This window comes from Halomonas sp. DP5N14-9 (assembly GCF_019802175.1).
Classification (GTDB): Bacteria; Pseudomonadota; Gammaproteobacteria; order Pseudomonadales; family Halomonadaceae; genus Halomonas; species Halomonas litopenaei.
Genome location: NZ_JAHVHR010000006.1, coordinates 175,233 through 188,602, shown reverse-complemented (window position 1 = coordinate 188,602; position 13,370 = coordinate 175,233). Strand labels below are relative to the sequence as shown.

The 13,370-nt window shown below is 64.1% G+C and carries 9 protein-coding genes; 7 read left to right on the top strand and 2 right to left on the bottom strand.

Annotation, left to right across the window (positions count from 1 at the left end):
- Nucleotides 1-3 precede the first annotated feature (3 nt).
- From sdhA to sucD, 7 genes are all read left to right on the top strand, one after another.
- Nucleotides 4-1,776, top strand: coding sequence for a succinate dehydrogenase flavoprotein subunit (gene sdhA, locus KUW00_RS06285; RefSeq protein ID WP_045992950.1), 1,773 nt, complete (start codon nucleotides 4-6; stop codon nucleotides 1,774-1,776).
- A gap of 12 nt (nucleotides 1,777-1,788) precedes the next feature.
- Nucleotides 1,789-2,499, top strand: a complete 711-nt coding sequence (locus KUW00_RS06280) for a succinate dehydrogenase iron-sulfur subunit (protein WP_045992949.1) — start codon at nucleotides 1,789-1,791, stop codon at nucleotides 2,497-2,499.
- A 301-nt stretch (nucleotides 2,500-2,800) separates the two neighbouring features.
- On the top strand, nucleotides 2,801-5,638 hold the full coding sequence (locus tag KUW00_RS06275; RefSeq protein WP_108133235.1) for a 2-oxoglutarate dehydrogenase E1 component: 2,838 nt from the start codon (nucleotides 2,801-2,803) through the stop codon (nucleotides 5,636-5,638).
- A 39-nt stretch (nucleotides 5,639-5,677) separates the two neighbouring features.
- Nucleotides 5,678-7,264, top strand: coding sequence for a 2-oxoglutarate dehydrogenase complex dihydrolipoyllysine-residue succinyltransferase (gene odhB / locus KUW00_RS06270; protein WP_222568560.1), 1,587 nt, complete (start codon nucleotides 5,678-5,680; stop codon nucleotides 7,262-7,264).
- Nucleotides 7,265-7,330: 66 nt separating this feature from the next.
- The gene (gene lpdA / locus KUW00_RS06265) at nucleotides 7,331-8,767 is read left to right on the top strand and encodes a dihydrolipoyl dehydrogenase (protein WP_045992946.1); all 1,437 of its coding nucleotides are present in this window, start codon (nucleotides 7,331-7,333) and stop codon (nucleotides 8,765-8,767) included.
- A gap of 185 nt (nucleotides 8,768-8,952) precedes the next feature.
- Entirely contained in the window at nucleotides 8,953-10,119 is a 1,167-nt protein-coding gene (sucC, locus tag KUW00_RS06260) for an ADP-forming succinate--CoA ligase subunit beta (protein WP_045992945.1), read from the top strand.
- Nucleotides 10,119-10,991 (top strand): succinate--CoA ligase subunit alpha, encoded by an 873-nt coding sequence (gene sucD / locus KUW00_RS06255; RefSeq protein WP_045992944.1) that lies wholly within the window; start codon nucleotides 10,119-10,121, stop codon nucleotides 10,989-10,991. Before sucC ends, sucD begins: the two co-directional genes overlap by 1 nt.
- Before the next feature lie 121 nt (nucleotides 10,992-11,112).
- Here sucD and KUW00_RS06250 read toward each other — a convergent pair whose 3' ends face one another.
- A complete protein-coding gene (locus tag KUW00_RS06250) occupies nucleotides 11,113-12,174 on the bottom strand; it encodes a YbhN family protein (RefSeq protein ID WP_260425325.1) in 1,062 nt (353 codons plus the stop codon).
- Nucleotides 12,167-13,282 (bottom strand): glycosyltransferase, encoded by a 1,116-nt coding sequence (locus KUW00_RS06245; RefSeq protein WP_108133238.1) that lies wholly within the window; start codon nucleotides 13,280-13,282, stop codon nucleotides 12,167-12,169. Before KUW00_RS06245 ends, KUW00_RS06250 begins: the two co-directional genes overlap by 8 nt.
- Nucleotides 13,283-13,370: the final 88 nt, after the last annotated feature.

Below are 13,370 nucleotides of genomic sequence, written 5' to 3'. Positions count from 1 at the left end.
TACATGTCAACCATGCGTAGTTTGACCTTTGACGCCATCATCATCGGTGGCGGTGGTGCCGGCCTTCGTGCGGCGCTGGAGCTGGCCAAGTCCGGCAAGAAGACCGCGGTGCTGTCCAAGGTCTTCCCGACGCGTTCGCACACCGTGTCCGCCCAGGGCGGCATTACCTGTGCCATCGCTTCCTCCGATCCCAACGACGACTGGCGCTGGCACATGTACGACACCGTCAAGGGCGGTGACTACATCACCGACCAGGACGCTGCGGAATACATGTGTTCCGAGGGGCCGAAGGCGGTGTTCGAACTCGAGCACATGGGCCTGCCGTTTTCCCGTTTCGACAATGGGCGGATCTATCAGCGCCCGTTCGGTGGTCAGTCCAAGAACTTTGGCGAAGGCGGCCAGGCGGCCCGTACCTGCGCCGCGGCCGACCGTACCGGACACGCTCTGCTGCACACGCTGTACCAGAACAATCTGAAAAATAACACCACCTTTCTCAATGAATGGTACGCCGTCGACCTGGTGAAGAACGCCAACGGTGACGTGGTCGGCTGTATCGCCATGGATATCGAGACCGGTGAAGTGGTGCACGTAAAGTCCAAGGCTACCGTGCTGGCCACCGGCGGTTCCGGTCGCATCTATGCCTCCACCACCAATGCCCTGATCAACACCGGTGACGGTATCGGCATGGCGCTGCGTGCCGGTGTGCCGATGCAGGACATGGAAATGTGGCAGTTCCACCCGACCGGTATCCACGGTGCCGGTGTGCTGGTGACAGAAGGTTGTCGCGGTGAAGGCGGCTACCTGGTCAACAAGGACGGCGAGCGCTTCATGGAGCGTTATGCGCCGAACGCCAAGGACCTCGCCGGCCGCGATGTGGTTGCGCGCTCCATGGTCATGGAAATCCTCGAAGGCCGTGGTTGCGGTGAAGACGGCGATCACGTCTTCCTCAAGCTCGACCATCTGGGCGAGGAGGTGCTGTCCAAGCGTCTGCCGGGCATCGTCGAGCTGGCCAAGACCTTCGCCCACGTGGATCCGGCCAAGGAGCCGATCCCGGTGGTGCCGACCTGCCACTACATGATGGGTGGTATCGCCACCAACGTGCATGGTCAGGCGATTGCCCAGGATGCCGACGGCAACGACCAGATCATCAATGGTCTCTACGCCTGTGGCGAGGCAGCTTGTGTCTCCGTGCACGGTGCCAACCGCCTGGGCGGCAACTCGCTGCTGGATCTGGTGGTGTTCGGGCGTGCTGCCGGCATGTACATCGAGAGCGCGCTCAATGAAGGCATCGAGTACCTGGATGCCCGCGAGTCCGACATCGAGACCGCGATGAAGCGCATCACTCGCTGGAACGAGTCCGAAGGCGGCGAGAGCGTGCCTGAGCTCAAGCGCGAGCTGCAGAGCATCATGCAGAACTCCTTCGGCGTGTTCCGCGAAGAGAAGAACATGGTCGAGGGCGTCGAGAAGCTGGCCGAATTGCGTGGACGGATCGCCAACGCTCATCTGGCCGACAAGTCCCATGCGTTCAACACTGCCCGGGTCGAGGCTCTCGAGCTCGACAACCTGATGGAAGTGGCCGAGGCCACCGCCATCGCGGCACTGGAGCGCAAGGAGAGTCGCGGTGCGCACTCCCGCTACGACTATCCGGATCGTGACGACGCCAACTGGCTGAAGCACTCCATGTTCTTCCCCGGCGAGAAGCGGGTCGGCCAGCGCGATGTCAATTTCGCGCCGAAGACCGTCGACAAGTTCGAGCCGAAAATCCGTACCTATTAAGGGGGAGTCAACATGTCCAAGCTTCAGGTATCCCTGTACCGCTACAACCCGGAAACCGACTCCGCGCCTTATATGCAGGAGTTCGAGGTCGACACCCAGGGTCGCGACCTGATGGTGCTGAACCTGCTTGAGATGATCAAGGAGGACGACAGCTCCGTGGCCTTCCGTCGCAGCTGCCGTGAAGGCGTCTGTGGTAGTGACGGCATGAACATGAACGGCAAGAACGGCCTGGCTTGTATCACCCCGCTGTCCGAGGTGGTCAAGAACAACAAGCTGGTACTGCGTCCCTTGCCCGGTCTGCCGGTCATTCGTGACCTGGTGGTCGACATGGCGCTGTTCTACAAGCAGTACGAAAAGATCCAGCCGTACCTGCAGAACGACACGCCGGCGCCGGCCATCGAGCGCCTGCAGTCTCCGGAAGAGCGCGACAAGCTCGACGGTCTGTATGAGTGCATTCTATGCGCCTGCTGTTCGACCTCGTGCCCGTCGTTCTGGTGGAATCCGGAGAAGTTCGTCGGTCCCGCCGGCCTGCTGCAGTCCTATCGCTTCCTCGCGGATTCCCGCGATACGGCGACCCAGGAGCGTCTGTCGGAGCTGGAGGATCCGTTCTCCGTATTCCGTTGCCGCGGCATCATGAACTGCGTGGCGGTCTGTCCCAAGGGGCTTAACCCGACTCGGGCGATCGGCAAGATCCGTGAGATGTTGCTGGCGAATGCCACTTAAATCGTGGCGCCGGGCTTGTTATCATGGGCTCGGTCCGGGGGCGCGGCATCCTGTCGCGCCCCCGGATGACAGCGTCAGGAGCCGGTGCCATGGGCACCGGCTTTTGAGCATGATGCAAGACCGCTAGGCAGATCGACCGCGGCCCCGATGACCGCGGCAGAACCACCAGGGCGCTCGATGATGGTCAGTGCCAAGGGTGACGATGGGCAGGACGCCTTCCACTGAGGGGCCTGCGCCACGCCCGCGGTAGATCACGAGCATCGAGCCCACTACCACCCCATCAGTGCAGGGTGACCGAGAGATGCAACAAGGCATAATGGAGTTGATGTGGCGCTCCTCTCACGTGACGGGCAGCAACGTCCACTACGTGGAAGCGCTCTATGAGCAGTACCTCGACGACCCTAGCGCCGTCACCGATGAATGGCGCGATTACTTCGACGAGTTGTCACGCCAGGAAGGCGCCCCGTCCGACGAGACCCCCCTCTCACCGATCCGTGATCAGTTCTATCAGCTTGGCCGCGAACGTCGCACCGCCGTTGCCGGCAGCACGCCTGTCGACAGCGAAGAGAGCCGCAAGCAGGTCAAGGTCCTGCAGCTGATCAACGCCTATCGCTTCCGGGGCCACCAGAAGGCCGACATCGACCCGCTGGGGCTGCGTGATCCGAAGCCGGTGCCTGATCTTGATCTGGCGTTCCACCAGCTGTCCAAGGCCGACCTCGATACCGAGTTCCAGACCGGTTCCTTCTTCCTGGGCAAGGACCAGGCGCCGCTCAAGGAAATCGTCGATGCGCTGGATCGCACCTATTGCCGTTCGATCGGCTGCGAGTTCATGCATATCGTCGATACCGAAGAGAAGCGCTGGCTGCAGCAGCGTTTCGAGTCGGTGCGCTCGGCTCCGGACCATGGTGATGATCGCCGCAAGCAGCTGTTCGAGCGGTTGTCCGCGGCCGAAGGGCTGGAAAGCTACCTGGCCTCCAAGTACCCGGGCACCAAGCGCTTCGGCCTTGAGGGTGGCGAGACCTTCATTCCGATGATGGACGAGCTGATCCAGCGCGCGGGCAGCTACGGCACCAAGGAAGTGGTCATCGGCATGGCCCACCGCGGTCGCCTCAACGTGCTGGTCAACATCCTCGGCAAGAACCCCGGCGAGCTGATCGACGAGTTCGACGGCAAGAAGCTGATCGAGCGCGGTTCCGGTGACGTCAAGTATCACCAGGGCTTCAGCTCCAACGTGATGACGCCGGGCGGTGAGGTTCACCTGGCGATGTCCTTCAACCCCTCGCACCTCGAAATCGTGGCGCCGGTGGTGGAAGGCTCGGTGCGCGCTCGCCAGGATCGCCGCGACGATGTCGATGGCGGCAAGGTGCTGCCGATCAACGTCCATGGCGATGCCGCCTTCGCTGGTCAGGGCGTGGTCATGGAGACGTTCCAGATGTCCCAGACCCGTGCCTACAAGACCGGTGGTACGGTGCACATCGTCATCAACAACCAGGTCGGCTTCACCACGTCGCATCCCGAGGACGCGCGTTCCACCGAGTACTGCACCGACATCGCCAAGATGGTGCAGGCGCCGATCCTGCACGTGAACGGTGACGATCCCGACGCGGTGCTCCACGTGACCCAGGTGGCCCTGGACTATCGTCAGCAGTTCAAGAAGGACGTGGTCATCGACCTGGTGTGCTACCGCCGCCGCGGCCACAACGAGGCCGACGAGCCCTCCGGCACCCAGCCGATGATGTACCGCAAGATCAAGGACCATCCGTCCTCTCGTGCGATCTACGCCGAGCGCCTGGTCAAGCAGGGCGTGCTGAGCGAAGACGAAGCCAAGGCGGTGGTCGAGAAGTATCGCGATGATCTGGTCGCCGGCAATCACGTGGCCAACGCCCTGGTGCAGGAACCCAACACCTCACTGTTCGTCGACTGGAAGCCGTACCTCGGTCACGAGTGGACCGGGCACGCCGATACCACCTTCGACATGAAGCGGCTCAAGCAGCTTGCCGCCAAGATGTGCGAGATCCCTGACGGGGTGAAGGTGCAGCGTCAGGTCGCCAAGATCTACGATGATCGCCGCAAGATGCAGGGCGGTGGGCTGGCCATGAACTGGGGCTTCGCCGAAACCCTGGCCTACGCCACCTTGCTCGAGCAGGGACACCCGATTCGCCTGACCGGTCAGGATGTCGGACGCGGTACCTTCTCGCACCGCCATGCGGTGATCCACAACCAGGCCGACGGTTCCACCTACGTGCCGCTTCAGCACATGGCGGACGGTCAGCCGCGTTTCACTATCCATGACTCCTTCCTCTCCGAGGAGGCGGTGCTGGCGTTCGAGTACGGCTACTCGACCACCATGCCCAACGCGCTGGTGATCTGGGAAGCGCAGTTCGGTGACTTCTTCAACGGCGCCCAGGTGGTGGTGGACCAGTTCATCTCCTCCGGCGAGACCAAGTGGGGTCGTCTGTGTGGCCTGACCATGCTGCTGCCCCACGGTTTCGAAGGGCAGGGCCCCGAGCACTCCTCGGCGCGTCTCGAGCGCTTCCTGCAGCTGTGCGCCGAGCACAACATGCAGGTGTGCGTGCCGACCACCCCGGCGCAGATCTATCACCTGCTGCGCCGTCAGGTGATTCGCCCGCTGCGCAAGCCGCTGGTGGTGATGTCGCCGAAGAGCCTGCTGCGCCACAAGGAAGCCACCTCGAGCCTCGAGGACCTCGCCAACGGCAGCTTCAACATGGTGCTGCCCGACCAGGGACAGCGTGATGCGTCCAAGGTCGAGCGGATCATCATGTGCTCGGGCAAGGTCTATTACGATCTGGCCAACTGGCGCGAGGAGAACCTGCGTGACGATGTAGCGATCGTGCGCGTCGAGCAGCTCTATCCGTTCCCCAAGGAAGAGCTGATCGAGACGCTCAAGGACTACAGCGGCGTCACCGACATCGTCTGGTGTCAGGAAGAGCCCCTGAACCAGGGCGCCTGGTATTCCATGCAGCACAATCTGCGCATCGTCGCCGATTCGCTCAAGGACGGCCTGGGCGGTCAGCTGAAGTTTGCCGGACGTCCGGCATCGGCGGCTCCCGCGGCGGGCTACATGTCCGTACACACCGAACAGCAGCGCCAACTGGTGGAAGACGCCTTCAATCTCTAAGGCGACCATCGGGAAGAGAGAGAACACTAAGGATACGACATGGCTACCGAGATCAAGGCACCATCCTTTCCGGAATCCGTTGCCGAAGGCACCGTAGGTACCTGGCACAAGAAGCCGGGTGACAGCGTCGAGCGTGACGAACTGATCGTCGAGATCGAGACCGACAAGGTCGTGCTCGAGGTGGTGGCGGTGGAAGCCGGCACCCTGTCAGAGGTGCTGGTGGAAGAAGGCGACACCGTGGAGTCCGAGCAGGTCCTGGGCCGCATCGGTGAAGGCGGCGGCGAGTCCAAGGAAGCGTCCGAGGAGTCGTCCGAGAAAGACGAGGACGACGCCAGGGAAGCCGCTTCCGAAGCGTCCGACGAAAAGGCTGAGAAGAAGCCGGCCGAAGCGCCCAAGGGCGGCGGCGAGAAGCGTGACGTCAAGGCGCCGAGCTTCCCCGAATCTGTGCAGGAAGGGACCGTCGCCAGCTGGACCAAGAAGGTCGGCGAAGCGGTCAAGCGTGACGAAGTGCTGGCCGAGATCGAGACCGACAAGGTCGTGCTCGAGGTGGTCGCACCGGAAGATGGCGCCCTGGCCGAGATCAAGATCGAGGAAGGCGACACCGTGGAGTCCGAGGCCGTGCTGGCGGTGTTCGAGGTGGGTGCAGGCGGTGGCTCTGCCGATACCGCCGATCAGGAAGCGCCCAAGGCCAGCGCCGACGATGGCGACAGCGACGAGCAGGTCGGTGACAAGATCGTGGCGCCTGCCGCGCGCAAGCTGATCGCCGAGCACGACCTCGACGTCAGTGCCATCAAGGGCACCGGCAAGGACGGTCGCGTCCTCAAGGAAGACGTGCTCAAGGCGGTCAAGGACGGCGGCGCCAAGAAGTCCGCGCCGGCCAAGAAGGCCAGCTCCGGCGCCACCGCAGCCCCGGCCGTGGAAGGCGAGCGCCCCGAGAAGCGCGTGCCGATGACCCGTCTGCGCAAGACCATCGCCAAGCGTCTGGTCCAGGCTCAGCAGACCGCTGCCATGCTGACCACCTACAATGAGGTGGACATGGGTGCGGTGATGGAGCTGCGCTCCCAGTACAAGGACACCTTCCTGAAGGCCCACGACGTCAAGCTCGGTTTCATGGGCTTCTTCGTCAAGGCGGCTTCCGAGGCGCTCAAGCGCTTCCCTGATGTCAACGCCTCCATCGACGGTGACGACATCGTCTACCACGGTTATCAGGACATCGGCGTGGCCGTATCCACCGACCGTGGCCTGGTGGTGCCGGTGCTGCGCGATACCGACAGCATGAAGATCGCCGACGTCGAGAAGGGCATCGTCGACTTCGGCAAGCGCGGACGCGAAGGCAAGCTGGGCATCGAGGACATGCAGGGCGGTACCTTCACCATCACCAACGGCGGCATCTTCGGCTCGCTGATGTCGACCCCGATCCTGAATCCGCCGCAGACCGCGATCCTCGGCATGCACAAGATCCAGGAGCGTCCGATGGCGGTCAACGGCAAGGTCGAGATTCGCCCGATGATGTATCTGGCGCTGTCCTACGACCACCGCATGATCGATGGCAAGGATGCGGTACAGTTCCTGGTCACCATCAAGGAGCTGCTCGAGGATCCGGCGCGTCTGCTGCTGGAAATCTGAGCCTGACCGTGGCAGCGACAGGGATTTACTGCAGAGCCTCTGCACACAGAACGAACAGGAGCCAACATGGCCGACAAGTATGATGTGATCGTCATTGGCGCGGGCCCGGGTGGCTACGTGGCCGCCATCCGTGCTGCTCAGCTGGGTCTGAAGACCGCCTGCGTCGAGAAGTGGATCGGCAAGGAAGGCAAGGTGGTGCACGGCGGTACCTGCCTGAACGTGGGCTGTATCCCGTCCAAGGCACTGCTCGAGGCCTCCCACAAGTTCGTCGAGGCCCAGCACGACTTCGACGACATGGGCATCCAGGCCGGCGACGTCAGCATGGACGTGTCCAAGATGATGGCGCGCAAGGACAAGATCGTTAAGCAGCTGACCGGCGGCATCTCCGGGCTGTTCAAGGCCAATGGCGTCACCGCCATCGAAGGTACCGGCAAGGTCGTGGCCAAGAACAAGGTCGAGGTCACCGACAAGGACGGCGAGTCCAGCACCGTCGAGGCGGACAACATCGTCATCGCCGCCGGCTCGGTGCCGGTGGAGATCCCGCCGACCCCGCTGACCGAGGGTCTGATCGTCGATTCCACCGGCGCCCTCGAGTTCCAGGAGACGCCCAAGCGTCTGGGCGTCATCGGCGCCGGCGTCATCGGCCTTGAGCTCGGCAGCGTGTGGAGCCGCCTCGGCAGCGAAGTGACCGTGCTCGAGGCGATGGACAGCTTCCTGCCGATGGTCGACTCGGCCATCGCCAAGGAGACCCAGAAGCTGCTCAAGAAGCAGGGTCTGGACATCAAGCTCAACGCCCGCGTGACCGGTTCCGAGGTCAAGGGTGAGGAAGTCGTCGTCAAGTACGAGGACAACGAGGGTGAGAAGGAACTGACCTTCGACAAGCTGATCGTCTGTGTCGGCCGTCGTCCCTACACCAAGGGCGTGGTAGCCGACGGCCTGGGCGTCGAACTGGATCAGCGCGGCTTCATCCACGTCGATGACCAGTGCCGCACCAGCGTGCCGGGCGTCTACGCCATCGGCGACTGCGTGCGTGGCCCGATGCTGGCCCACAAGGCCTCCGAAGAGGGCGTGATGGTGGCCGACATCATCGCAGGCCACAAGGCGCAGATGAACTACGACGCCATTCCCAGCGTGATCTACACCCACCCCGAGGTGGCCTGGGTCGGCATGAACGAGCAGGACGCCAAGTCCGCCGGTATCAAGGTCAAGACCGGTAGTTTCCCGTTCGCCGCCAGTGGCCGTGCCATGGCCAACAACGCCACCGAAGGCCAGGCCAAGATCATCGCCGACGCCGAGACCGATCGCATCCTGGGGATGCACATCGTCGGTCAGCACGCCGGTGAGCTGATCGCCCAGGGCGTTATCGCCATGGAATTCGGCTCCAGCGCCGAAGATCTGGCGCTGACCTGCTACGCGCACCCGAGCCTGTCCGAGGCGGTGCACGAGGCAGCGCTGGCGGTGGAAGGGCACGCCATCCACGTGGCCAACCGCAAGAAGCGCTAGCAAGACAACAAGCGCCCGGTAATCCTAGGCAAGCCTGTGCAGTTTTGGCAGGCTTGCCGGTGTTTTCCGCGAGCGCATCGCCGCCGACCATGTATCGGTGGCGGTCGGTGGCGACCCGATGACTTTCGTCCCTCGGGGCAGGGTGGGTCGCCGTTCGAGTCACATGCAACCAATGGCATGAATCGATGAACCTTCACGAGTATCAAGGCAAGCAGCTGTTTGCCGACTATGGTCTGCCCGTTTCCAAGGGCTTCGCCTGCGACACCCCCGAAGAAGCCTACGAGGCTTGCAAGAAGATCGGCGGCGACATGTGGGTCGTCAAGGCCCAGGTCCACGCCGGTGGCCGCGGCAAAGCCGGTGGTGTCAAGCTGATCAAGAGCCCGGACGAAGCCAAGGCCTTCGCCGAGCAGTGGCTGGGCAAGAACCTGGTGACCTTCCAGACCGACGAGAACGGTCAGCCGGTCGCCAAGATCCTGGTCGAGAACTGCACCGACATCGCCAATGAGCTGTACCTTGGCGCGGTGGTCGACCGTGGCACCCAGCGTGTGGTCTTCATGGCTTCCACCGAAGGTGGTGTCGAGATCGAGAAGGTCGCCGAAGAGACGCCCGAGAAGATCCTCAAGGCCGAGATCGACCCGCTGGTCGGCGCACAGCCCTACCAGGCGCGTGAGCTGGCCTTCGCCCTCGGCCTGGAAGGCGCGCAGGTGAAGCAGTTCACCAAGATCTTCCTGGGTCTGTCCAAGATGTTCCACGACAAGGATCTGGCGCTTTTGGAGATCAACCCGCTGGTGATCACCGACGAAGGCAATCTCCACTGCCTCGACGCCAAGATCAACCTGGACGGCAACGCCCTGTACCGTCACCCGGATCTGCAGGAAATGCGTGACCCGTCCCAGGAAGACGAGCGTGAAGCCAACGCTGCCCAGTGGGACCTGAACTACGTCGCCCTGGAAGGCAACATCGGCTGCATGGTCAACGGCGCTGGCCTGGCCATGGGCACCATGGACATCATCAAGCTCCACGGTGGCCAGCCGGCCAACTTCCTTGACGTCGGCGGCGGCGCCACCAAGGAGCGCGTGGCTGAGGCGTTCAAGATCATCCTGTCCGACGACAGCGTGCAGGCCGTGCTGGTCAACATCTTCGGCGGTATCGTGCGCTGCGACATGATCGCTGAAGGCATCATCGGTGCCGTCGAGCAGGTCGGCGTCAATGTGCCGGTCGTGGTGCGTCTGGAAGGTAACAACGCCGAGCTGGGTGCCGAGAAACTGGCCTCCAGCGGTCTGAACATCATCGCTGCCAAGAGCCTCACCGATGCGGCTCAGCAGGTCGTCAAGGCAGCGGAGGGCAAGTAATGAGCATCCTGATCGACAAGAACACCAAGGTCATCTGCCAGGGCTTCACTGGCGGACAGGGGACCTTCCACTCCGAACAGGCCATCGAGTACGGCACCCAGATGGTCGGCGGCGTGACCCCGGGCAAGGGCGGCCAGGAGCACCTGGGCCTGCCGGTGTTCAACACCGTCAAGGAAGCCGTCGAGCAGACCGGCGCCGAGGCCAGCGTGATCTACGTGCCTGCCCCGTTCTGCAAGGATTCCATCCTGGAAGCCGCCAACGCCGGCATCAAGCTGATCGTGTGCATCACTGAAGGCATCCCGACCCTCGACATGCTGGACGTCAAGGTCAAGTGCGATGAGCTGGGCGTGCGTCTGATCGGTCCGAACTGCCCCGGTGTCATCACCCCGGGCGAGACCAAGATCGGCATCATGCCGGGTCACATCCACAAGCCGGGCAAGGTCGGTATCGTGTCGCGTTCCGGCACCCTGACCTACGAAGCGGTCAAGCAGACCACCGACCACGGCTTCGGCCAGTCCACCTGTGTGGGCATCGGCGGTGACCCGATCCCGGGCTCCAACTTCATCGACATCCTCGAGATGTTCGAGAAGGACCCGGCGACCGAGGCCATCGTCATGATCGGTGAGATCGGCGGTACCGCCGAGGAAGAGGCTGCTGCCTACATCAAGGAGCACGTCTCCAAGCCGGTGGTGTCCTACATCGCCGGTGTCACCGCTCCTCCCGGCAAGCGCATGGGCCACGCCGGCGCCATCATCGCCGGTGGCAAGGGCACCGCGGACGAGAAGTTCGCCGCCCTGGAAGCCGCGGGCGTCAAGACCGTGCGCTCCCTGGCCGAGATCGGCGACGCCCTGAAGGAAGCGACCGGCTGGTAAGCGGTCCTACCGTCAGAATAAGCGTCAGAATAAAGGCCACCTCCGGGTGGCCTTTTTTGTGGCTGGAACTCCACCAGATGCGACGAAGGGGCGGGTCGAAGGGGGAAGTACGCGGAAGGCGTTAGGGACGAGGCGACGATTGATTGGCCCGCGTGCGCCACCAGCCGACCACCTGTGCCACGAACACCGGCGCGCCCGCCACCAGATAGAGGTGGTAGCTGACCAGGCGCCAGACGATCACCGCCGCCGCGGCCTGCTCTCGGGCCATCAGCGGCAGCAGCAGGGCGCCTACGCTGACCTCCGCGGCGCCGGCGCCGCCCGGCAGCACGCTCAACTGGCTGGCGGCCATGGCCAGCATCTGCACCAGAAAGGTCCAGGCCCAGTCGGCGCCGCCGCCCACCCCCAGCACCGCCAGATACAGGAGGCTATAGCGCGCAAGCCAGTGCAGGCAGCACAGCGCGAAGATCGCCATCAGCACGCCCTTGGGCAGCGCAAGCGTACTCGCCAGGGTCCGGCGACAGCGCAGCAGGCGTCGGGTCATCCAGCGCCTGGGCCCCGAGCCGACAAAGGGAGGGGGAGGGACATGGCGCAGCAGCCAGGGTAGCCACACGATCACCACCGCAAACACCACAAGCGCCAGCAGCAGCGCCGCCAGGGAGGCCTCGACCAGGGTCTGGTGAGGCCAGCTGGCCAGTCCGCTCATCGACAGCGACACCAGTACGCCCAGCATCAGGCTGAAGAACAGCATGTCGGCGAGCTGATCGACCAGAAAGATGGCCGAGGCCTGGGCCGGCGGATAGCCCCGGCGTGCCAGCAGCCACAGCAGGGTGGCGACGCCTCCGCCCCCGGCCGGGGTGGCACATAGCGCGAACTTCGACGACATCTCGATCGCCAGGGCACCGCCCTGACCGAGGCGGCCGGCTCGTCCGTCGAGCATCAGCCGCAGGCGCGCCGCGTTGAGGTTCCAGCAGATCACCGCCAGGGCTACCATCAGCGCCAGCAGGGGCAGCGGGAAGGCGATAACCGCAGTGAAGGTGCCGGCGCCCCCCAGCCACCACGGCAGCAGCAGGGTGATGGCCAGGGTCAGGATCAGCAGGGCGGCCTTCCACCACAGGCGTGATCGCATCCCGGCAGGGGCACGCAGGCGCCTGTCCAGCGATGGTGTTGGCCCAAACCTAGCCATGGCGCCGATCGCGCGGGCAGACCGGATCGATGACGGCTTCGTAATGGTTGAGCAGCGAAATCATCACCTTGTCCCAGTCGAACTGGCGCTCGACGAAGCGCCGAGCGTGGCGCCCGGCCGATTGCGGATCATTGGCGAACAGCGCCTCGGTGGCCTCGGCCATGGCGGCTGCCGAATGTGGCTGACATAGCACGCCGCCGCCCAATGGCACGTTCTCGATCAGCGCACCGGCCCTGGCGCCGATCACCGGGATGCCGCTGGCCATGGCTTCCTGGGCGATCAGCCCGAAGGTCTCGCGGGTGCCCGCGTGCAGCAGGGCATCACTGGAGGCGAGCGCACGGGCGACCTCATGCACGCCGACGCAGCGATTGATGACGCTGACGTTGGCGGGCACCTCGGTGGGCATGCCGGGGCCCATCAACAGCAGGTGGTAGGGAGGCCCAAGGCGCCTGGCGGTGTCCAGCAACACCTCGATGTTCTTCTCTCGTGAGTAGCGCCCGACGAACACCAATAGACGGCTGTCGTTGCCGAGCCCCAGCTTGCGCCTGAGCTCGGGATCGCGCCTGTCCGGGTGAAAGGTCGCCAGATCGACGCCAAGGGGCTGCACCCGCACCCGTTTGACGCCCCAGGACGTCAGACGGTCGGCCATCGCCTGGCAGGGCGCCAGTACGCTGTCGAAGCGGCGGTAAAGGTCGACCACGTAGCGCTCCAGCCGTCGCTGCACCATCGGCCCGAAGCGATCCCCCATCAACCGAGGAAGGTCCGAGTGGTAGAAGCCCACCACCGGCACGCCGAGACGCTGGCCGGCGTCCAGTGCCGCCCAGGCGGTGACGTAGGGGTCGCCGGCTTCGATCAGATCCGGCGATAGCTCCACCAGGGCGTCGCGCCAGGGCCGGCGGCGCAGCGGAAAGCGGTAGCTCTGGCCCAGCGGGATGCGCAGTGCAGGCAACTGGTGATGGTCGCCGAGGCTGTCTCGCTCGGCCCCCGGCACCAGCAGACTGGTGCGCAACTGCGGGAAGCGCGAAAACACCCGGTGTTTGGCTTGAAGGTAGGTGCGTACGCCGCCGCTGGCGGGGGCGTGAAACATGGTGACGTCGGCGAGATGCAAAAGGGGCCTCCATGGCGAGCGCGTCATTGCCATGAGCCTACGAGGGAAATAAGTCAGTTCAGCGACAGGGGGGGGCAGTACGTCATCA